This window comes from Rhizobium phaseoli (genome assembly GCF_010668805.1).
In the GTDB taxonomy this organism is placed as follows: Bacteria; Pseudomonadota; Alphaproteobacteria; order Rhizobiales; family Rhizobiaceae; genus Rhizobium; species Rhizobium phaseoli_A.
This window is the reverse complement of sequence record NZ_WUFT01000023.1, coordinates 34,060-53,981: the sequence shown is the minus strand read 5'-3', so window position 1 is coordinate 53,981 and position 19,922 is coordinate 34,060. Positions and strand designations below refer to the sequence as shown.

Annotated in this window: 17 protein-coding genes; 9 read left to right on the top strand and 8 right to left on the bottom strand. The window is 61.9% G+C overall.

The features are described 5' to 3' along the window. Positions 1-34: 34 nt before the first annotated feature. Positions 35-742, bottom strand: a complete 708-nt coding sequence (locus GR197_RS27205; protein ID WP_164015250.1) for a DUF1045 domain-containing protein — start codon at positions 740-742, stop codon at positions 35-37. A gap of 114 nt (positions 743-856) precedes the next feature. Further along, positions 857-2,035 carry an NAD(P)/FAD-dependent oxidoreductase gene (locus tag GR197_RS27200; RefSeq protein WP_164015247.1) on the bottom strand — a complete coding sequence of 393 codons (1,179 nt, stop codon included), beginning with the start codon at positions 2,033-2,035 and terminating at the stop codon, positions 857-859. On the opposite strand from GR197_RS27200, the gene mnmD reads away from it, so the two are divergent. Next, on the top strand, positions 2,034-2,762 hold the full coding sequence (gene mnmD, locus GR197_RS27195; protein ID WP_164015246.1) for a tRNA (5-methylaminomethyl-2-thiouridine)(34)-methyltransferase MnmD: 729 nt from the start codon (positions 2,034-2,036) through the stop codon (positions 2,760-2,762). The genes GR197_RS27200 and mnmD overlap by 2 nt on opposite strands. Before the next feature lie 9 nt (positions 2,763-2,771). Here the strand turns inward: mnmD and GR197_RS27190 are convergent, their stop codons facing one another. Continuing rightward, on the bottom strand, positions 2,772-6,173 hold the full coding sequence (locus GR197_RS27190) for a response regulator (protein ID WP_164015244.1): 3,402 nt from the start codon (positions 6,171-6,173) through the stop codon (positions 2,772-2,774). Positions 6,174-6,512: 339 nt separating this feature from the next. Between GR197_RS27190 and GR197_RS27185 the strand changes: the two genes are divergently transcribed. The 3 genes from GR197_RS27185 (at position 6,513) to GR197_RS27175 (ending at position 9,956) form a co-directional block, all read left to right on the top strand. Beyond that, complete coding sequence (locus tag GR197_RS27185) at positions 6,513-6,830, top strand: hypothetical protein (protein WP_164015242.1); 318 nt, start codon at positions 6,513-6,515, stop codon at positions 6,828-6,830. A 71-nt stretch (positions 6,831-6,901) separates the two neighbouring features. Continuing rightward, positions 6,902-8,005 carry a DNA alkylation repair protein gene (locus GR197_RS27180; protein WP_164015240.1) on the top strand — a complete coding sequence of 368 codons (1,104 nt, stop codon included), beginning with the start codon at positions 6,902-6,904 and terminating at the stop codon, positions 8,003-8,005. 256 nt (positions 8,006-8,261) lie between these two features. Next, complete coding sequence (locus tag GR197_RS27175; protein WP_164015321.1) at positions 8,262-9,956, top strand: DEAD/DEAH box helicase; 1,695 nt, start codon at positions 8,262-8,264, stop codon at positions 9,954-9,956. Positions 9,957-10,011: 55 nt separating this feature from the next. On the opposite strand, the gene GR197_RS27170 is transcribed toward GR197_RS27175, so the two are convergent. Next, positions 10,012-10,908: a DMT family transporter gene (locus GR197_RS27170; protein WP_164015238.1), complete on the bottom strand. Its 897-nt coding sequence runs from the start codon at positions 10,906-10,908 to the stop codon at positions 10,012-10,014. A gap of 577 nt (positions 10,909-11,485) precedes the next feature. On the opposite strand from GR197_RS27170, the gene GR197_RS27165 reads away from it, so the two are divergent. The 4 genes from GR197_RS27165 (at position 11,486) to GR197_RS32520 (ending at position 15,099) form a co-directional block, all read left to right on the top strand. After that, positions 11,486-12,895: a circularly permuted type 2 ATP-grasp protein gene (locus GR197_RS27165; protein WP_164015236.1), complete on the top strand. Its 1,410-nt coding sequence runs from the start codon at positions 11,486-11,488 to the stop codon at positions 12,893-12,895. Further along, on the top strand, positions 12,895-13,836 hold the full coding sequence (locus GR197_RS27160; protein WP_003592872.1) for an alpha-E domain-containing protein: 942 nt from the start codon (positions 12,895-12,897) through the stop codon (positions 13,834-13,836). The genes GR197_RS27165 and GR197_RS27160 overlap by 1 nt, the downstream gene beginning before the upstream one ends. 12 nt (positions 13,837-13,848) lie before the next feature. After that, positions 13,849-14,673, top strand: coding sequence for a transglutaminase family protein (locus GR197_RS27155; RefSeq protein WP_164015234.1), 825 nt, complete (start codon positions 13,849-13,851; stop codon positions 14,671-14,673). A gap of 84 nt (positions 14,674-14,757) precedes the next feature. Next, a complete protein-coding gene (locus tag GR197_RS32520) occupies positions 14,758-15,099 on the top strand; it encodes a hypothetical protein (protein WP_246724701.1) in 342 nt (113 codons plus the stop codon). 363 nt (positions 15,100-15,462) lie between these two features. On the opposite strand, the gene GR197_RS27140 is transcribed toward GR197_RS32520, so the two are convergent. Beyond that, positions 15,463-15,741, bottom strand: a complete 279-nt coding sequence (locus GR197_RS27140; protein ID WP_164015232.1) for a hypothetical protein — start codon at positions 15,739-15,741, stop codon at positions 15,463-15,465. Between the two features lie 448 nt (positions 15,742-16,189). Between GR197_RS27140 and GR197_RS27135 the strand changes: the two genes are divergently transcribed. After that, entirely contained in the window at positions 16,190-17,251 is a 1,062-nt protein-coding gene (locus GR197_RS27135; RefSeq protein WP_164015230.1) for an HD-GYP domain-containing protein, read from the top strand. A 106-nt stretch (positions 17,252-17,357) separates the two neighbouring features. Here GR197_RS27135 and GR197_RS27130 read toward each other — a convergent pair whose 3' ends face one another. The 3 genes from GR197_RS27130 to araD form a co-directional block, all read right to left on the bottom strand. After that, positions 17,358-17,768, bottom strand: coding sequence for a type II toxin-antitoxin system VapC family toxin (locus GR197_RS27130; RefSeq protein WP_164015228.1), 411 nt, complete (start codon positions 17,766-17,768; stop codon positions 17,358-17,360). Continuing rightward, positions 17,765-18,007, bottom strand: a complete 243-nt coding sequence (locus GR197_RS27125; protein WP_204330415.1) for a type II toxin-antitoxin system Phd/YefM family antitoxin — start codon at positions 18,005-18,007, stop codon at positions 17,765-17,767. Before GR197_RS27125 ends, GR197_RS27130 begins: the two co-directional genes overlap by 4 nt. 120 nt (positions 18,008-18,127) lie before the next feature. Then, complete coding sequence (gene araD / locus GR197_RS27120) at positions 18,128-19,867, bottom strand: L-arabinonate dehydratase (RefSeq protein ID WP_164015225.1); 1,740 nt, start codon at positions 19,865-19,867, stop codon at positions 18,128-18,130. Between the last annotated feature and the right edge of the window lie 55 nt (positions 19,868-19,922).

The window sequence follows — 19,922 nt, the reverse complement described above, 5'->3', positions numbered from 1 at the left end:
ATCCTTTCCACGCAATAAGTTAGCTTATCTCATGTCAGGCGATCTTGCGCGCGCTGACCTTGCCCATCGGGTGCAGAGAATGAACGCGGAAAGGACCGCCGGTGCCCTCCTCGATCATCAGCGCCACGTTTGAAACCGTCACCGGATCAATGAGGGCCGGCGCGAAAATCGTCCGCAGCGCCGGCTCGATGCGCGGCATGTCGATCGCATTGACGGGGCCAGTCACCGGCATGTGGAAGCGGAACTCTTCCATCACATAGGGATTGCCCCAGCGATGCAGGTTTGAAAACTGCGCCGCCGACAGCCCGTCCGGATCGCTGCGTTCGATGTCGGCCTCGCTGAGCGGCGCGCGGAAACGGTCGAATTCCTGCACGATCGCCGAAGCGAGATACTGGATCTGCTCACAAGGGGTGCTCGGCAGCAGGCTGTAGAAATTGCCAAGCCTGGCGACTTCGATGCGCGGAATCTGGAAGGGGACGAAAGTGCCGGAGAAACGCATCAGATCGCGCAAGAGTTGCGCTTCGGACATACTGTGACCCAGGTGAAACGGCGCCTTCAGAACGCCGTGAAAACCATAGCGCCGCGGCACGGCGGTATGGAAGGCGATCTCGTGAATGCCGAGGCCGCGAACTGCCGGCGGCTCCACCATATCGCCCGAAAACACGTTTCGGCCAAGCCAACTGGCGGCCACAAGCGACAGCGGGTCGCTCGCCGGAGGCGTGAAGCAAATGGCATAGCGCATGCAATTTCCTCCATCAAGGAACTGAGCACCGATCAAATCCGGCGCTGTCGATGCGCAAGCAGATAGGTGATTTGCATGACAGAATAACGAAACGACGAAGCGCAGAATTCACGTTTAACGTGAAGCCGCCGCGATATGGCTCGAAATTGCGAAGCTTTCCGGCATCAAAAATCCGCAATCCGTATCGCCTGCGATACATATCGCTGCTTCTGCCAGCCGGTGGGCAAGGCCGAAGCTGACCTTGAAACCGCCGGTCAGCGTGATCAGGCGCGGGTGATCGGGGTGGCGGCCGATCATCGGGTCACGGTCGATCGCCTTCGGGCGAAGCCCCGCCCAGCGCTCGACGACAGGGGCGTTGCGCACCGCGGGCACGATCTCCCGCGCCGCGGCGATCAGCGTGTCGAGCTGAGCGTCGGTCGAAGCGGGATCGCCGAAGCGGTTTTCGCTGGTACTGCCGATCGCGGCATAGCCGCCCTCATGCGCCACGACATAGAGCCCGTCGAGGAAGATCGTTGGCAGCGCCGGGTCGAGATCGGCTTTCAACAGCGCCGCCTGTCCCTTGACGGGCTGGCCGAGCGGCTGTTTCAACCCCGGCGTCAGGCCCTGCAGCAACGGAAAGGACTGATGGCCGGCAGCGAGAATGCAGTGACGGAAAGCAATAGTTTCGCCGCCGATAGCGGCCGTGCCGCGATCCGGATCGAGGCCGGCAACCGTGGCGTGCTCCAGAATGCGCACATATTTGGCCCGCCGCAGCAAGGCGATGAGCGCCGCAATCAGTGAGCGGGGCGCCACGCGAGCGGCGAGCGTATCATGCACGAAACCGCTCTCGCCGGCGGATGCCTCGATCCAGCCATTGACCGGCGGAGTGTCAAGCACGTGCCAATGGAAGCGGCGCTCGCCTGCCCACCAGTGGCGTTCGGCGTCTTCGGAGTGACCGCGCGCAATTTTGTTGAGATGTGGCTTCGGCAGCGGGATCAGCCGCCCGGAACGGCGGTAGCCGGCCGAAAGCCCGGTTTCCGCTTCCAGCATGGCGATCTCGCCTTCGAGCGAGACCAGCGCATCGAACTGGAACTGCTTTTTCTCAGACCACCGATCCGGCATATGCGGCATCAGCGCGCCGAGCAGGCCGCCGCTCGCACCTCCACCCAATCTGCCGGCGTCGGCGATGATCGTATCGATGCCGCGACGCTCGGCATGGACGGCCGCCCAGAGACCCATGATGCCGCCGCCGACGATCAGCAATTCGCAGGACGATTGACCTGAGACCGGCTGAGGATTATCGGCTTTTTCCATGACAGACGTGAACCCCGATCAGATTGGCGCCGGCGCGCCGCAGCCGCTCGAATGGCGCGACGGCGATATGCCTTATTCCACCGCCTTTGGCGATCATTTTTATTGCCGGACCGATGGGCGGCTGGAATGCGGCCATGTCTTCCTCGCCGGCAACGGCCTGCCGGAGCGTTGGAACGGGCGGCAGGAATTCGTGATCGGCGAACTCGGCTTCGGCACCGGCCTGAACTTCGCCGAGACCTGGCGGCAATGGAAGCTGCACCGCGCGACCGGCCAGCAGCTGCATTTCATCTCCTTCGAGCTCCACCCGATGCGCGGCGAAGAAATCGGCCGGGCACTCTCGCACTGGCCGGAGATCGACGCCGAGAGCGAGGCGCTGACGGCTGCCTGGCCGCCAACGCCTGCCGATATCGTATCGCTCGATCTCGACGACCAGATGAGGCTCAGCGTCGTCTGCGGCCGAGCGCTCGATGGTGTCGCGGCGGTCAGGCCCGGCTTCGACGCCTGGTATCTCGACGGCTTCGCGCCCTCGCGCAACGGCGACATGTGGTCGGAAGAACTGATGCGCCGCGTCCACGAAAAAACCGCGCCCGGCGGCACTTTCGCCACCTATGCCGCGGCAGGTTTCGTCCGCCGCAACCTCATCGCGGCAGGCTTTGCCGTCGAGCGCCGCCAGGGCTTCGCCGGCAAACGCGAAATGCTCTGCGGCATCAAGGCGCCCGGCGGGTAAGCGCAAAGATCAGTAGCTGGTGCGCCCCGGCTGCTCTTTGTCCCTGACTAGCCATTGCCGGATCTTCTCTTCCAACAATTCGGGGCTGATCGGCTTCGACATGTAGTCGTCCATGCCGGCGTCGAGACAGAGGTCGCGGTCGCTTTCGAGCGCATGGGCGGTGACACCGATGATCGGCACGCGATGCCCCTGCCCTTTTTCACGCGCGCGGATCGTCCGGGTCGCCTCATGGCCGTTCATGACGGGCATCGAGACGTCCATCATGATGATGCGCGGCGTGTGCCGTTCCCAGGCGGCGACCGCCTGCTCGCCATTGTCGACGACGAGGAAAGAGAGGCCCGTTCCTTGCAGGATCTGGGTGAAGACGATCTGGTTTACCTCGTTGTCCTCGGCGACGAGCACATCAACGAATTCAGGCGCCCGCTGCTGCGGCATCGGCTCAGGCGGCGGTGCCGGCACCACTGCCTGCGCCTGCAGCCGGGCGATCTCGGCTTCTGAAACCTGCTTCACGCGACCGGCGCGGACGACCTCGACGACGGTATTGCGCAGCACGTTGGCGCGCGCCGGCTTCATCAGATGCGCATGACCGTTGAGTGCCGCGAATTCCTTTTCCGTGCCTGAAATATCCATCGACGTCAGGAAGATGATCGGCAGCTCCACGAAGCGAGGATCGGCGCGCAGCCGGCGCGCCACATCGGCGCCGTTCATATCGGGCATGTGATAGTCGAGCACGACGGCATCGACGGCAATGCCGAGATCGGCCGCCGCCTCCAGGATTGCAAGACCGTTGCCGCCGCCTTCGGCGGCCACGCCGTCAAAACCCCAGAGCGAAAGCTGCTCGGTGAGGATGCGCCGGTTCACGTCATTGTCGTCGACGACGAGGATGCGCGCGCCCTGCACGTTGATCGGCAGCGGTTTCGGCTCGAGGCGGGCCGCAGCCACCGCAAAGGGGAGATTGACCGTGAAGACCGACCCCTTGCCCCATTCGCTCTCGACATTGAGATACCCGCCGAAGAGATCGACAAGGCCGGCGGTGATCGCAAGCCCGAGACCCGTTCCCTCATGCCGGCGGGTCGAGGAAGCGTCGACCTGCGAGAACTTGTCGAAGACCGATTCGAGCTTTTCGCGCGGGATGCCGATGCCGGTATCCTCGATGCGGATGCTCGCCAGGATCTCGCCGCCGCCAACCGTCTGGAAGCCGACATCGACGAAGACATGGCCGCGCTCGGTGAACTTGACGGCATTGCCGACGAGATTGGTGACGATCTGGCGGAAACGCCCGGCATCGCCGATCACGGCGGCGGGCAGATCCGGTGCTGCCCGCACCAGGAGTTCGATGTTCTTCTCGGCAGCATGCGAGGATAGCAGCGTCGCCACGTCCTCCACCGCTTCGGTGATGTCGAAGGCGGCTTTGCGCAGCTTCATCTGCCCCGCATCGATCTTCGAGAAGTCGAGGATGTCGTTGATGATCGTCAACAGCGCATTGCCCGACTTGACGATGATGTCGATGAAGGTTTTCTGACGCGTGTCGAGATTGGTCTTGGCAAGCAGTTCCGCCATGCCGAGCACACCATTCATCGGCGTGCGGATCTCGTGGCTCATATTGGCGAGGAATTCGGATTTGGCCCGGTCGGCGGCTTCGGCGCGTGACAAGAGCTGGCGCAGCTCCTCCTCGCGGCTCTTGAGTTCGGTGACGTCGGTGAAGAGCGCCACCCAATGCTGCCCCTCGCTGACCGTCGCCTCCATGTTCACCCAGCGTTCGCCGGCTACATGGAAGACCGTGGAGATCGGTTGCTTCGCCGCGATATTGGCGCGCCAACCCTGCAGGATCTCGGCGGCTGCATCATGGAAATCGCCGCGCGCCGCGCAGAAATCGAAGAGCCCGATCCAGCCCTCGCCTGGCTCGATATGGGAAGCTGGAATGCGCAGTATCTCTGATAGCGACTCGTTGGACAGCTTGATGATGCCATCCTGGACGATGGCGAGCCCTTGCGACATGGCATGCGTCGCATCGCGCATCATCTCGCCGAGCCGCTCCAGCGCCGCGCGGGCCTCGTGGATTTCCTTCTCCCGCTCGCGAACAGCTGTGATGTCGGCATAGGAAAGCAGGATACGGTCGTTGGAAATACGCCGACTGTCGAAGATGACGGATTTACCGCCCGCCCAATCGAGTTCGATCGGCTCGGGCGCATCGGTCTCGAACAGGTGCTTGCGGAAAGCGTAGATCTCATCCGGCGTCTGCGTGCCGTCGTAGCGGCCGAGCTCGGAATTGCGGCGGATGACGTCGATAAAGGGGCGGCCGTCGAAGGGATCGTCGGGTGGCAGATCCCAGATGCTGTAGAATTCGTCGTTGAGGTAGAGAATCCGATGGTCGTTATCGAGGATCAGCACGCCGACCGGCAGCGAGCGCAGGATGCTTTCGATATCCCGATGCAGCACCTCTTCCTGCTTCTTCGCCTCGATCAGCGCCATCTCCCGCTCCTTCAGCGGCGAGATATCGGAAAAGGAACCGACGACATAGGTGCGCCCATTTGGCGTCACGACGCGGTTGACCCGCGAGATGAGCGGATGAATGCGGCCATCCTTGCTCGGCATCTGGCTTTCGATCTCTTTCGACAGGCCGTCTTCCAGCGCCAGGCGGTTTTCCTGGTAGATCGCCTCTCCCTCCTCTGGCCCGAACATTTCGTGCTCGGTCATCCCCAGAACCTGCGAGCGGTCATAGCCACCGAAGGTTTCGTAATATTGGTTGGCATAGACGAGGCGGTGCCTATCATCGCGCACGAAAACCGCGACCGGCAGGTCCTCCATGATGGTGCGCAGCAGATCGCGTTCGTTGACGCTCTCATGCCAGCCCGTATCGCTGGGAGCAGCCCGCTTTGCGCCGTTGCGATAGGCGGCATTGACGATCAGAGGGCGCCCATCCCCGGCAAAGATGCCGATCGGATGGTCGAGCTTTTCCAGCGCCTCACGCACGTGGGCAAAATCGGCCGATCTCCCCGGATTGCCGGCAATCCCGGGATCGCTAACAATCCCTCCGGCGCCAGCTGCGCGACGCGCCGTCTCGCGCACTTCGAAGATACCGAGCACATAGGCCCGCTCCGGTAACGGCGAGAAGCTTTCGATCTGGATGCGCTCATGGCCAAGGCCTGCTGCATCGAAACAGATGGCGTTTTCCTCGCTTCCGAACACCAGCGCGCGGCGTTCCCTATCCTCGCGCTCCTCTTCCTCGGGACGGTCGAACAGCTCGCGGCTGCGCCGGCCGATGAAATCGGAAATCTCGCGGCCCAGGAAATCGGCATAGGCCTGGTTGACGGCGACATAGCGCAGCTCGCTGTTCTTGACATAGGCCGGGGTGTCCAGATCAGCGATCCGGCGGCAGGCCAATTCCAGAATGTCCCCGGTTGATTTCAAGAAGTTGTCGCTCCGGCAATGAATGAAATATCAACTACAAAGACTGTAACACCAAGGCTTTTAACAAGGTTTTAACCATAAATTTCAGCGGGCGAATTTTAGGAGCCGGCTCGCCAGGCTGAAACGGCCTCACATTGGCAGCCCGGACTTGCACGGGACTGAAAAAGCAGGCATCGGCGGCAATGCCACCCGATGCATCATTCCATCCACTGCCGGGACTCGTTGAAATCATGACGAAAATTTAATGCCGGAAGCGCTTGCACGGCCATTTCGCCGCCGCGATCCGGGCGGAGTCTGGACATGGCTTTATGGAAGCCAGTCTAAATCAAGGAAAATAGCATGTCCGTTCTTCATAAGACCATGGCGACGGGCCTGATCGCGCTGACTCTAGCCAGCGCCTCGCTCGCCACCGCCACCACCGCCGATGCCCGTCCACGCGATGCCTTCTGGGGCGGCCTTGCCGCCGGCGTCGTCGGCGGTGCCCTGCTGTCCGAGGCCGCACGCCCGGCCTATCCCGCTTATCCTGCCTACCACGCCTATCCCGCTTATCGCCCCTATCCGGTCTACCGGACCTATTACCGGCCGTCCTATTGCCACCTCGAATGGCGGCGCGACGATTGGGGCGACCCTTACCGCGTCAAAGTCTGCCCGGAATAGGAAAACTGCACCCGGCGCCGCTTGACCTCCCGGCGGCGCCGGTCCAATCCTCCCACAGAGGGAGGATCAGCATGCCGGAACCGCTGAAAAATCTGCTGCATCAGGCGCTGGTCGGCGACATGGCCGATCGCATCGCCGCCCATGCGCCCGCCTTCGACAAGCCCCGTTTCGTGAAACTGGCAACCGATGGCCTCGGAGCGCTGGAGTTGATGGAACGCTCGGCCCTGATCCGCGACGCGCTGTTTGCCACGCTTCCCGCTGATTTTCCGGAGGCAGCCGCGATCCTGAAGGCGAGCCTGCCTGCATCAGGCAGGCCCGGTCTATCAGGCTGGATGCTGTTGCCGGTCAACCAGTTCATCGCGGCCCGCGGCCCCGATCATTTCGATCTCGGCCTCGATCTGCTGAAGGCGCTGACGCCGCATTTCACCGCCGAATTCGGTATCCGCCAGTTCATCCACCGCGACCAGCAGCGCGCGCTCGCCATCATCTCCCACTGGGTCGGCGACCCTGATCAGCACGTGCGCCGGCTGGCAAGTGAGGGAACGCGGCCTCGCCTGCCCTGGGCCATGCGCCTGCCGCAGCTTGTGAAGGATCCGGGGCCGATCCTGCCGATCCTGACTGCATTGGTCGATGACCCGGAGGATTATGTCCGCCGCTCCGTCGCCAACAGCCTCAACGACATCGCCAAGGATCACCCGGATCTGGTCGCAACCTTCATCGCCGGTCACATCGAGACGGCATCGCCTGAACGGCGCCGTCTGCTGAAACATGCCTCGCGCACGCTCCTGAAGAACGGTCATGCGCAAGCGCTCGCCAATTTCGGCTTCGGCGCGGCGACTGCGCTGACATGTGAACTGCGCCTCTTGAACGGCGTGGTCACGTTCGGCGAGGGGTTGGATTTCGAAATCCGCGTCAACAATGCCGGCGAGACCGCGCAATCGCTGATGATCGACTACGCCATCCACTACGTGAAGGCCGATGGCTCGCTCTCGCCCAAGGTCTTCAAATGCAAGACGATCATGCTCGCGCCCGGGCAGAGCCACGCAATCGAGCGCCGCCACGCCATGCGGCCGATCACCACGAGGCGCTATTACCCCGGCCAGCACCGCATCGCCATCCTCGTCAACGGCGCGGAAAGCGCCTCGCAAAGCTTCTTGCTCATTATGCCCAACTAAGTTCCACCGGAGGCTTTCTTGTGCACTGCACTTGACTTTCCGCGCGAACTAGCCCAAATGCAGCCCAGCTTTCACCCTTCCGGCCGCCGCGTGAGCGTGCCCCTGCTAGAAAATACGGACGCAGGAAGAAGGGACAAAAGCGCATTTCGATAGAGGCCGCACTCCCATCCGCGGCCAGAAGCGCTGGAAAGCTTTTTCCAACTCACAAGTTCCCACTTCACGCGGGGTTCTTGACGCCAGAATGAAACCGGATCGCATGGTGCGTTCCGGCGATAGTCGTTGTGGCGCCCCGAAAGGTTTTGCCTTGACTAATTTTGAATCGCTTGGTGTCTCCAAGCCGATCGTCGCTACTTTGTTCCAGCTCGGCATCGAAACGCCGACGCCGATCCAGGAACATGCCATTCCCCTCCTTCTCGAAGGCCGGGACCTGATCGGTCTTGCCCAGACCGGCACCGGCAAGACGGCCGCTTTCGGCCTGCCGCTCATCGAAAAGCTGCTTGCCGACGAACGTCGCCCCGACAACCGCACGACGCGGACCCTCATCCTGGCGCCGACCCGCGAACTGGTGAACCAGATCGCCGAGAGCCTGAAGAAGTTCATCCGCAAGTCGCATCTACGCATCAACGTCGTCGTCGGCGGCGTTTCGATCAACAAGCAGCAGCTTCAGCTCGAAAAGGGCACCGATATCCTCGTCGCCACGCCCGGCCGCCTGCTCGACCTCATCAATCGCCGGGCGATCTCGCTGACCACAGTCCGCTATCTCGTACTTGATGAAGCCGATCAGATGCTCGACCTCGGCTTCGTGCACGATCTGCGCAAGATCGCCAAGATGGTGCCGAAGAAGCGCCAGACCATGCTTTTCTCGGCCACCATGCCGAAGGCGATCGCCGATCTCGCCGGTGACTACCTCGTCGATCCCGTCAAGGTCGAAGTCACACCGCCCGGCAAGGCTGCCGACAAGGTCGAGCAATACGTCCATTTCGTCGGCGGCAAGAACGACAAGACGGAACTGCTCCGCAAGTCGCTGACCGAAAACCCGGATGGCCGCGCCATCGTCTTCCTGCGCACCAAGCACGGTGCGGAGAAGCTGATGAAGCATCTCGAAAACATCGGCTATTCCGTCGCCTCGATCCATGGCAACAAGAGCCAGGGTCAGCGCGAGCGGGCGCTGAAGGCCTTCCGCGACGGCAGCATCAAGACGCTGATCGCCACCGACGTTGCCGCCCGCGGCATCGACATCCCCGCCGTCAGCCACGTCTACAACTACGACCTGCCTGAAGTGCCCGACGCCTATGTTCACCGCATCGGCCGCACGGCGCGCGCCGGCCGCGACGGCATCGCGATTGCCTTCTGCGCTCCCGACGAAGCCAAGCTGCTGCGTGACATCGAGCGCCTGATGGGTATCGACATCACAGTCGCAAGCGGCGAGCCGCCGGCAAATATCAGTGGCGGCCCCCGCCGCGCCAACGGCAATGGCAACAACCGCAATCGCGGTGGCGGCCAAGGTCAGGCGCGCGAAGGCCAGGGTCGCGAAGGTCCGGGTCGTGGCGACGGCCGTGGCGATCAGAACCGTTCGGAGCATCGCGGCAGCCGCCAGGAACGCCGTCCGCGTCCCGAACGCACCGCTCGCAACGAGGATTTCCGCGGCCAGCGCCGCGGCGAAGCCAGCCCGAATCTTGGCCCCGACAACGATCTAGCCTCGACTTCCGACTTCCGCCCCTCGGCAAAGCCGCAGCGTCCCGCCCATGGCGGCCCTGCCAATGGCGAGCCGAGCGGTCATCACCGCGGCAACGGCCGCCATACCCACGGCCGCCCGGCCCGCAAGCACGGCGAAGACCGCGGCCCGCAGCAGGCCCAGGGCGGTGAACCCCGCCGCGACGGCAACGGCGGCGACCGCCGCGGTGGCTCCGGCTCCCGCAATGGCGGCGGCCAGCGCCGCGAACGCGCCTGATAGTTGAGCGATTGAAAAGCGGAAAGGCCGGGGACATCTCCGGCCTTTTTGCTATCTACGCCTCCGCAGGTTCGCTGAATGCCCTGCGGTTCGTGAGATAGACCCCCGTCACGACCACCACGGTGCCGACGATCAACGGCACGGTCAGCGGTTCCCCGAAGGCGATGAAGGCCTCGAGAGCGACGGCCGGGGGCATCAGGTAGATCAGTGAGGCGGCACGGGACACCTGCCCCCGGCGGATCAGATAGAGCAGCAACCCGACGCCGCCCATCGACAGACCGAAGACCGACCAGACGAGTGCACCATAGGCCTGCGCGGAGCCATCGAAATGCTGATGCTCGAAGATCAGCGAAAGCGGCAGTGTAAGCATCAGCGCCCCGACATATTGCAGTGTCGCGATGGTTCTGAGGTCGCCCGATTGCAGGTGCTTCTTCTGGTAAAGCGTGCCGTAGGTAACGGACCCCATGGCAATGAGGTTGATCGCCAGCGGCAGAGCGGCATGTGTGAGATCGGCGGTCGCCGGATCGAGGAGCTTCGGCGAAATGGCGATGGCAATGCCGATGAAGCCGAGGCCAAGGCCGAATTTCTGTGCCTGCTGCAGCCGCTCGCCGATCAGGAAGGGAGCGGCCATCGCCGTCAAAAGCGGCTGCAGCGCCGCGATGATTCCCGATATGCCGGCCGGCACGCCGTTGGCAATCGCCCACCAGAGGCCGGCGAGATAGAAACCATGCAGGAAGAAACCGGAATAGATGGCGCGCAGCCACGTCGCCCGGCTTGCCGGCCATTGCGCCCGCGCCGCCAGGCAGAGCCCCAGGAAGGCCGCCGCCGACAGCGCGTAACGGATCGAAAGAAAGGTAAATGGCTCGGAATGCAGCGAAGCATATTTCGCCACCACCCAGCCCGTGGACCAGAGCAGGACGAAAACGGCGGGGGCAAGACGGTCGAGGGACATGGGCGGCTCGCGAGAGAAGGATTGCCGCGCTGATAGCCGCGCCCGGCGGTGCAGTCAAAGTCGAAGCGTTGATGCTTATCTGAAATTTCGCTGATGGTTGGGGGGGACGGACGAGCCGGAAGATGATACTTTCAATGTGACGAGCGAACCTGGCGGCAACTCGCCAGCATGCCACCGCAGCGAAGATTCGCCGACGCTCCCCCACACTCTACCTCATTCCTGTGCTCGTCACAGGAATCCAGTGCGCCCAAGTCCTTGGGCGCGGGAGGCTCTCTTGAAAGGGTTCGAGTCATTCACGGCGCGGACGCGCCGTGGCTGGATTCCTGTGACGGGCACAGGAATGAGGAGTGTGTGGGAAGGCCGCGCCTCCGCATATCGGTCGAGCGAAAAGCCATCACCTGCTCACATTTTATGCAGTCTTAGCGGAAGAACTGTCCGCCACCCCGCGCCACCTCGCTTCCAACCCCCAATTTCCCCTTCTTTCCCGCAACGCAAAATCTTTTCCTCGAACTGCGCATGGTTCTTGCATTGCCATTTGCGTTGTATTCAAATGAACAAAAAAGGGGAGCACGCACCTTTGGCATTTGACGAAATGATTACCGGGGACGAAAGTTCTCGCCCGCCTTATGAAAAATATTTCGAGTGGTACAACAGCCAAGACCGGGGGCATCTGATTGCCAAGTCCCGCGATGCGGAAAATATCTTCCGGAAGACCGGCATCACTTTCGCGGTCTATGGCCATGCCGATAGCTCCGAAAAGCTCATCCCCTTCGATATCATTCCCCGCATCATCTCGGCCCGCGAATGGCGCAAGCTCGCCCAGGGCATCGAGCAGCGGGTGATCGCGCTCAACGCCTTTCTCGACGATATCTACCATAAGCAGGAGATCATTCGCGCCGGCCGCGTTCCGCGCGAGCTGATCGAGAACAACGTCACCTTCATCCCCGAGATGATCGGCTTCCGCCCGCCGGGCGGCGTCTACACCCACATCGTCGGCACCGATATCGTGCGCACCGGCGAGGACCAGTTCTACGTGCTCGAGGACAATGCCCGCACACCTTCCGGGGTCAGCTACATGCTGGAGAACCGGGAGACCATGATGCAGATGTTCCCCGAACTCTTTCACGAGAACAAGGTGCAGCGCGTCGAGGATTATCCCTACCTGCTCCGCCAGAGCCTCGCCTCGCTCGCCCCTCCCGGCTGCAGCGGCAAGCCGCGCGTCGCAGTGCTGACGCCCGGCATCTACAATTCGGCCTATTACGAGCATTCCTTCCTCGCAGACATGATGGGCGTCGAACTGGTCGAGGGCTCGGATCTGCGCGTCATCGACGGCAAGGTGAAGATGCGGACGACCCGCGGTTACGAGGCGATCGACGTGCTCTACCGCCGCGTCGACGACGACTTCCTCGACCCCCTGACCTTCCGGGCCGATTCCGCACTCGGTATTCCCGGCATCATGGACGTTTACCGCTCCGGCAATATTACCATTGCCAACGCGCCCGGCACCGGCATCTGCGACGACAAGGCGATCTATTCCTATATGCCGGAGATCGTCGAATTCTACACCGGCAGCAAGGCGCTGCTCGAAAACGTGCCGACCTGGCGCTGTTCGGAAGCATCAAGCCTCAAATACGTGCTGGAGCATCTCGAAGAATTGGTGGTCAAGGAAGTCCACGGCTCCGGCGGCTACGGCATGCTGGTGGGACCGACGGCTTCGAAGAAGGAGCGCGCCGATTTCGCCGAGAAGCTGAAGGCTAAACCGAACAATTATATCGCCCAGCCGACGCTGTCGCTCTCCACCGTGCCGATCCTCGTCAACAAGGGCATTGCGCCGCGCCATGTTGACCTGCGCCCCTATGTGCTCGTCTCCGACAAGGTGCAGATCATTCCGGGCGGGCTCACCCGCGTGGCGTTGAAGCAAGGCTCGCTGGTGGTCAATTCCAGCCAGGGCGGCGGCACCAAAGACACCTGGGTATTGGAGGACTGATGCTCGGAAGAACCGCAAACGGCCTCTACTGGATGTTCCGTTACATCGAGCGCGCCGAAAATATCGCCCGCCTGGTCGATGCCGGGCTGCGCATGTCGCTCACCCGAAGCAGCGCCGGCGACGACAACTGGGATGGCGTGCTGCAAAGCGCCGGCGTTCGCGAAGCCTATGACGAGGGCCACACCAAGCTGACCAATGCCGATGCGATCGACTATCTCCTGCGCGATCGGGCCAACCCGTCGAGCGTCATGTCCTGCATCGAGTCCGGCCGCAACAATGCCCGCATGGTGCGCACCGCGCTGACGCGGGAGACCTGGGAAGCGACCAACGAATGCTGGATCGACCTGAAGTCGCTGCTCGAAAAGCGAGTCAAGCCGGCCGAAATGCCGGAGGTGATCGACGCCATCAAGCGCCGCGCCGGCCTGATCCGCGGCGCTTTCCATGGCTCGACGCTGCGCAACGAACTCTATAATTTCGCCCGCATCGGCACCTTCATCGAACGGGCCGACAATACCAGCCGTATCCTCGACGTGAAATATTACGTGCTGCTGCCCTCGGTCTCGGCCGTCGGCTCCTCGCTCGACAACGTGCAGTGGGAATCGATCCTGCGCTCGGTCTCCGCCCACCGCGCCTATAGTTGGGCCTATGACGGCGAATATCGCGCCATGAACATCGCCGACTTCCTGACCCTGAACGTCCAGATGCCGCGCTCGCTTGCCTATTGTTACGAGAAGATCGTCAGCAATCTCGGCTATCTCGCCCAGGACTACGAGGAGCGGCTGCCTGCCCACGATACCGCCGATGCGATCCGCACCACGCTGCAGACGCGGGCGATCCGCGATATCATGGATCAGGGCCTGCATGAGTTCCTCGAGGATTTCGTCTCGCGCAACAATCAGCTCGGCGCGGAGATTTCCAACGGCTACCGGTTCTACGTTTAAGCGGATCAGAACATGAGACTGAAAATCAGCCACCTCACGGAATATCGCTACGACGAACCGGCGCAGTTCTCGCTGCAGCGGCTCAGACTGACGCCGCCGACGAGCCCGGCCCAGAAGGTGCTCGGCTGGTCACTGAACGTCGAGGGCGCCAAGCCCGAGGTGGAATATGACGACCAGTACGGCAATCACGTCAACCTGGTCTCGCTGGAAGGCGAGCAGGACGTGACGCGCATTCTGGCCGAAGGTGAGGTCGAGACGGCGGATAATAACGGCGTCACCGGCCCGCATACCGGCTTCTGCCCGCTTTGGCTTTTCCTGCGCGAAACGCCGCTGACCAAGGGCGGCAAGCTGATCAAGGAACTGATCAAGGGCGTCGGCGGCGATAACGACCTTGCCCGCATGCATGCGCTCATGGAAGCAATCCACCAAACGGTCGATTATAAGCCCGGCACCAGCAACACCGAGACCACGGCCGAACAGGCGCTCGAAAAGAAGAGCGGCGTCTGCCAGGATCATGCCCACATCTTCATTGCCGCCGCCCGCGCCCTGCAGGTGCCGGCGCGTTATATCTCGGGCTATCTGATGATGGCAGAAAAAGTCGAACAGGCGGCGACCCATGCCTGGGCCGAGGCCCATATCCCCGGCCTCGGCTGGGTCGGTTTCGATCCGGCCAACGAGATCTGCCCGGATACGCGTTACGTCCGCGTCGCCTCCGGCCTCTGCTACCGCGACGCCGCGCCGATTTCAGGCATGCGCATCGGCACGCCGGGCGAAACGCTGTCGGTCACTGTGACGGTCGAGAACGGCGGACAGATGCAAAGCCAGAGCCAGAGCTGAACGGCGCCCACCGCCCGAAAGAGGAGATCCTCTGCGCTCCAGACTCTGAAAGTGCTCCGGCAGGAACGGTCAAAGCAGATTGCCGTGCGCCTGAATGAAGATGTCCGCGGCGGCAGACTTCGGGATGATACGCCCATTAAAGAACTGTCGGACCTTTACGCTGCAATCCTTCAAGGTCTCGCTCAATGCGCGCGCGATGGTCTTGCCAAGGAGCACCTGCTGACAATCCCCCGCCATCGAGGGCTATCATTTCTCTGTGGATGGCAGACAAAAACTCCCGCTAAAGCATGTCGCGCAGAAGTGTGCAGCGGTTTTCCCAGGCAAAGCGCGAAGCGCTTTTGCGGCAACGACATCCGCAAAATCAAAGAGCTAAAGCGCTTTAGCGCATCGGCCCGAAAACCAAAATCGATCCTTCAGAAAGCATGATGCGTCACCGGGGAGTTCGATCTCACTACAGGCTTCGCCACTCCCATGGCGGCACGCCGGTGGTAGCTTTAAAAGCTTTGCAAAAATGGCTTTGCGAAGATGTTTTTAGAAGATTATCAGCTCGGTCCATTGGCAGCTCTCGGGCTCTGCGCCGTGCTGGTTGGAAACGTGCTGGTCTTTTCGCCGGCGTCTCGACTGGCCGTTTTTATCCAGCGCTTTCGTCTCTGATGTCGGAGCAAATTTTCTCTGATCCGCCCCTCGAAGAGCAGCGGCTGGGTGTTCCCGTCGCGCACTGGCGACCTCCTCAGATCAACCAACCCTTCGGCCGTGCCGTTTCCCGCTTGGGCATGGCGACATCATCGATCACTTCGACCATTCGGTCGATCTTGCGGAAGCGTTGGAGTTGAATGCCGCGAGCGAATGGCTGCGGCATCGAATGATATGGTCGGCGGCCGTTGCGCTTTCGGCCGCGCTGGCATCGGGGATTAACACCGCGATGGCGCCTGTGGCCCAGATCTCGTCCAGAAGCAGCGGAAGCTTGCGCGGCCGGCGGCTGAAGGCGAAGCAGATCATCCGGTCGCCTTCGCGAAGGCCCGACAATTCATGCGCCATCGAATTGCCGTTCGCCGGTACAACCCACACGTCGTTCTTCTCTTTGTCTGCTCTTTTCCATCCTCACCTTCATGACGAAGACACCGGATCAATCCTTCATCGCCGGCACGCAGGCGGACTTTTCATCTAGGCCCTATCCATTCCGGATGCCTCCGCCGGGCCAGGCTGGCGCGCCTTTAGACGAAACACGTCTACTCATATTATGGGAAAGTCTCGAAATTCGCCTGCTTCCGGCATGCGTCGCACGTCATAATTGCCGTACGTCAAATTTTCCATTGCCGACTAACCCTATTTTAAGGCGGCAGGCACAAGCTTGTCTGCGGCGGCGGCTGCGTATTTTCGAGCGGTGCCGTTTGAGAAGCGGGCCGCATGATGCGGGCTTTCATGATGATGTTGAGCTGCCGGCACGGATGAGGCGACGAACCTGGCCCTCCGATGAGGCAGCCTGTTGCTTCTTTGATTTTCCACGGGATCGTTCATGCCTCTTCTGATCGTCGACGACAGCGAATCGAGCCTTCTCGCCCTTGAGACCGCGGTCCGCGGTTTCGTCGGCTGTGAAGTGAAAAGCTTCACCAATCCGCTCGAGGCCCTTGCCCGATGCCAGGTGGTCGATTTCGATGTCGTGCTGGTGGACTACCTGATGCCTGACATGAACGGCATCGAGATGATCCGCAGGCTGCGGCGCCAGCCGGGCTACGCGGACGTGCCCGTGGTGATGATCACTTCGCAGGCAAAACGGTCGATTCGGCTGGAAGCGCTGGAGGCCGGCGCCACGGATTTTCTCGCCAAGCCTTTCGACCCGCTGGAACTCCAGGCACGCGTCCTCAACCTGATGGCCCTGCACAGGGCCCAGCTGGCGCTGGCCGACCGGGCGAAATCACTCGACATGGCCTTCCGTCACGCCACCGAACAGGCCGACATGCGCGAGCAGGAAATCATCTGGTGCCTTGCCCAGGCGATGGCCTCGCGCGACGGCAACACCGGGGATCATATCGAGCGCGTCGCCAATATCGCCGAACTGATTGCCGAAGGCCTCGGTCTCGACCGCATCCAGCGGCGCAACATCTATCTCGCCGCGCCCTTACACGATATCGGCAAGATCGCCATACCCGATGCCATTCTGCAGAAGCCGGGCAAGCTCGAACGCCATGAGATCGAGCGGATGCGCGAGCATGTGCCGATCGGTGTCGCCATTCTCGCCAACAGTTCGGCCGAGCTTTCGCGCGTCGCCACCGCCATCATCGCCGGTCATCATGAGAAATGGGATGGAACCGGCTACCCCAAGGGCCTGTCCGGCGACGCAATCCCCATCGAAGCACGCATCGTCGCGGTCGCCGATGTCTTCGAAGCGCTCTGCTCCGACCGGCCCTACAAACAGGCCTGGCCGGTTGAGCGGGCATACGACGAAATCATCGCCTGTAGCGGATCGCATTTCGACCCGGCCTGCGTTGCCGCCTTCCGGCGCAAATGGCCGGCGATTCGCGCCTTCTTCGAAAATGACGCCGATCCAGACCGCTGCATGGCGGTTTCGCACGGATAATGCATATCGCCCGAAAGTTTGCCCGGTTTTCAGACGACATCTAACTATTTAATTTAGAACGGGATTCAGATTGCCGGCCCTGCCTCTGAAAAGATCGTGACGCACTTTAGCCTGCCGCAAGAACCTGCAGATGGCCGCGTGCACCATAGCTGAGGATCGCTTGATCCGCTGTCAGCAACGGCACGCGATGAAAACGGGCTGTGGCAGCAATGATGCGGTCGGCGGGGTCGGCATGAAACTCGCTAGGCAGCCGAACGCTGTCTATTGCAATGGAAGGCTCGATCGGTGCGAGCTGCAGCCCGGGCAGAGACAGCGCGCTATCGATCCATCGCTCGACATCGTCGCCGAGAGCCAGGCGCCCTTTCTGCACAAGCATTGCGATTTCCCAAGGTGTAATCGCCGAAATCAGTATCCGGCTTTTTTCCGTCATCTCGTCGATGATGTGCCGGGCTTGTGAACCGAGGCGTGGGTCGTCCTGCATTGCCCAGACGAGGATATGCGTGTCGATGACGATCATCGAACGGCGTACCAATCCTCTGGTTCTGCGGCCGGAGACAGCGGATCGTCATAGCGCAAGACACTGCCTTTCATCGCGCCAATGATGCTCCCGCGTCCGCTTGGATCACGTGCCGGTGAAAGCAAGGCAACCGGCCTGCCGCGCTTGGTGATGACGATAGGCTCCTCGTCCCTAGCCATCTGATCGATGAGGTTCAGGCATTTCGCTTTGAACTCGGCTGCACCAATCGTCTTGGACATGACCATATCTCCCGTACACTTGTACAGAATATATCTCTATTTCCCTATGAAACAAGTGCAAAGAAAAGGTGGGGCGAGACCTCACCCCACCTTTCCGGTCTGCGGATTTGCTTTCTCAGTTTAGTGACTGTCCTTGCCGACTGCGTTTCCGCGACATCCCTTGAGGAAGTCGAGGTCGGCGCCGGTATCGGCCCCTTCGACATGCTGCTGATGCAGGAAAGCATAGCCTGATGTCGGCAGATCGTGGTTCGGCTGCCATTCGGCCAGCCGCCGCGCCAATTCCTCGTCGGAAATGTCGAGATGCAGACGACGGTTCGGCACATCCAGCTCGATCATGTCGCCGTTTTGCACGACCGCGAGCGGCCCGCCGACCGCCGCTTCCGGCGAGGTGTGCAGCACCACGGTACCATAGGCCGTTCCGGACATGCGGGCGTCGGAAATACGCACCATGTCGAGGATGCCCTTCTTCAGCACCTTGGGCGGCAGCCCCATATTGCCGACCTCGGCCATGCCTGGATAGCCCTTCGGCCCACAGTTCTTCATGACCATGATGCAGCTTTCGTCGATGTCGAGATTGTCGTCGTTGATCTTGGCCTTGTAGTCGTCGATATCCTCGAACACCACTGCCCTGCCCTTGTGCACCAACAGATGCGGCGAGGCCGCTGACGGCTTCAGCACCGCGCCCTTCGGTGCCAGATTGCCGCGCAGCACGACGATGCCACCCGAAGAGGTCAGCGCCTTTTCAGCCGGCAGGATTACGTCCTCGTTCCAGTTGACGACGTCCTTGACCTCGTCCCAGACGGTTTCGCCGGAGACCGTCAGCGCATCCTTGTGCAGCAGGCCGGCCTCGCCGAGGCGCTTCAGCACCACCGGCAGGCCGCCGGCGTAGAAGAACTCTTCCATCAGGTACTTGCCCGACGGCATCAGGTTGACGATGGTCGGGACGTCGCGGCCACAGCGGTCCCAGTCGTCGAGCGAAAGATCGATGCCGACACGGCCGGCAATGGCGAGCAGGTGGATGACGGCATTGGTCGATCCGCCGATCGCTGCATTGGTGCGGATGGCGTTCTCGAAAGCCTCTTTCGTCATGATCTCGGAAGGCTTCAGGTCGTCCTTGACCATCTGCACGATGCGGCGGCCAGTGAGCTGCGCCATGACCTTGCGGCGGGAATCGACCCCCGGGATCGCGGCATTGCCGGAAAGCGCCATGCCGAGCGCCTCGGCCATGGAAGCCATGGTGGAAGCGGTGCCCATGGTGTTGCAGGTGCCCGACGAACGGCTCATCGAAGCTTCAGCCTCGAGGAATTCGGCCTGCGTCATCTCGCCGGCCTTCACCATTTCGGAAAATTTCCACAGATGCGTGCCGGACCCGACGCGTTCACCGCGGAAGTAACCGTTCAGCATCGGCCCGCCGGTGACGACGATCGACGGCAAGTCGCAGGAGGCAGCCCCCATGATAAGCGACGGCGTGGTCTTGTCGCAGCCGACCAGCAACACACAGCCATCCATTGGCTGGCCACGGATCGCCTCTTCCACCGCCAGCGCCGCAAGGTTGCGGTACATCATCGCGGTCGGGCGGAAGGTATTTTCGGATGCCGAGAACACGGGCACCTCGAGTGGGAAGCCGCCGGCCTCCCAGACGCCCGCCTTCACCTTCTCGGCGAGCTCTCTCAGATGACCGTTGCACGGGGTCATATCCGACCAGGTATTGAGGATGCCGATCACCGGCCGGCCGTCGAACAGATCGTGCGGGTAACCCTGGTTCTTAAGCCAGCCGCGGTGATAGATCACGTCGCGGCTCGTGCCGCCGTACCATTCCTGCGACCTCAGCCTGCGCGGCCATTCGGCTTTCTTCTTCATTGTCTCTGTCCTTCAGGTGATTGCCGGGCCGCCTCGTACGGCCCGGGTAATCGCG

Bases quoted from the DNA above. Each gene is read 5' to 3' on its own strand.
- GR197_RS27175 (WP_164015321.1), top strand. From the start codon at position 8,262: ATGGTGCGTTCCGGCGATAGTCGTTGTGGCGCCCCGAAAGGTTTTGCC.
- GR197_RS27200 (WP_164015247.1), bottom strand. From the start codon at position 2,035: ATGGAAAAAGCCGATAATCCTCAGCCGGTCTCAGGTCAATCGTCCTGC.
- mnmD (WP_164015246.1), top strand. From the start codon at position 2,034: ATGACAGACGTGAACCCCGATCAGATTGGCGCCGGCGCGCCGCAGCCG.
- GR197_RS27130 (WP_164015228.1), bottom strand. From the start codon at position 17,768: ATGATCGTCATCGACACGCATATCCTCGTCTGGGCAATGCAGGACGAC.
- araD (WP_164015225.1), bottom strand. From the start codon at position 19,867: ATGAAGAAGAAAGCCGAATGGCCGCGCAGGCTGAGGTCGCAGGAATGG.
- GR197_RS27155 (WP_164015234.1), top strand. From the start codon at position 13,849: ATGAGACTGAAAATCAGCCACCTCACGGAATATCGCTACGACGAACCG.
- GR197_RS27135 (WP_164015230.1), top strand. From the start codon at position 16,190: ATGCCTCTTCTGATCGTCGACGACAGCGAATCGAGCCTTCTCGCCCTT.
- GR197_RS27185 (WP_164015242.1), top strand. From the start codon at position 6,513: ATGTCCGTTCTTCATAAGACCATGGCGACGGGCCTGATCGCGCTGACT.
- GR197_RS27125 (WP_204330415.1), bottom strand. From the start codon at position 18,007: ATGTCCAAGACGATTGGTGCAGCCGAGTTCAAAGCGAAATGCCTGAAC.
- GR197_RS27205 (WP_164015250.1), bottom strand. From the start codon at position 742: ATGCGCTATGCCATTTGCTTCACGCCTCCGGCGAGCGACCCGCTGTCG.
- GR197_RS27180 (WP_164015240.1), top strand. From the start codon at position 6,902: ATGCCGGAACCGCTGAAAAATCTGCTGCATCAGGCGCTGGTCGGCGAC.
- GR197_RS27160 (WP_003592872.1), top strand. From the start codon at position 12,895: ATGCTCGGAAGAACCGCAAACGGCCTCTACTGGATGTTCCGTTACATC.
- GR197_RS27170 (WP_164015238.1), bottom strand. From the start codon at position 10,908: ATGTCCCTCGACCGTCTTGCCCCCGCCGTTTTCGTCCTGCTCTGGTCC.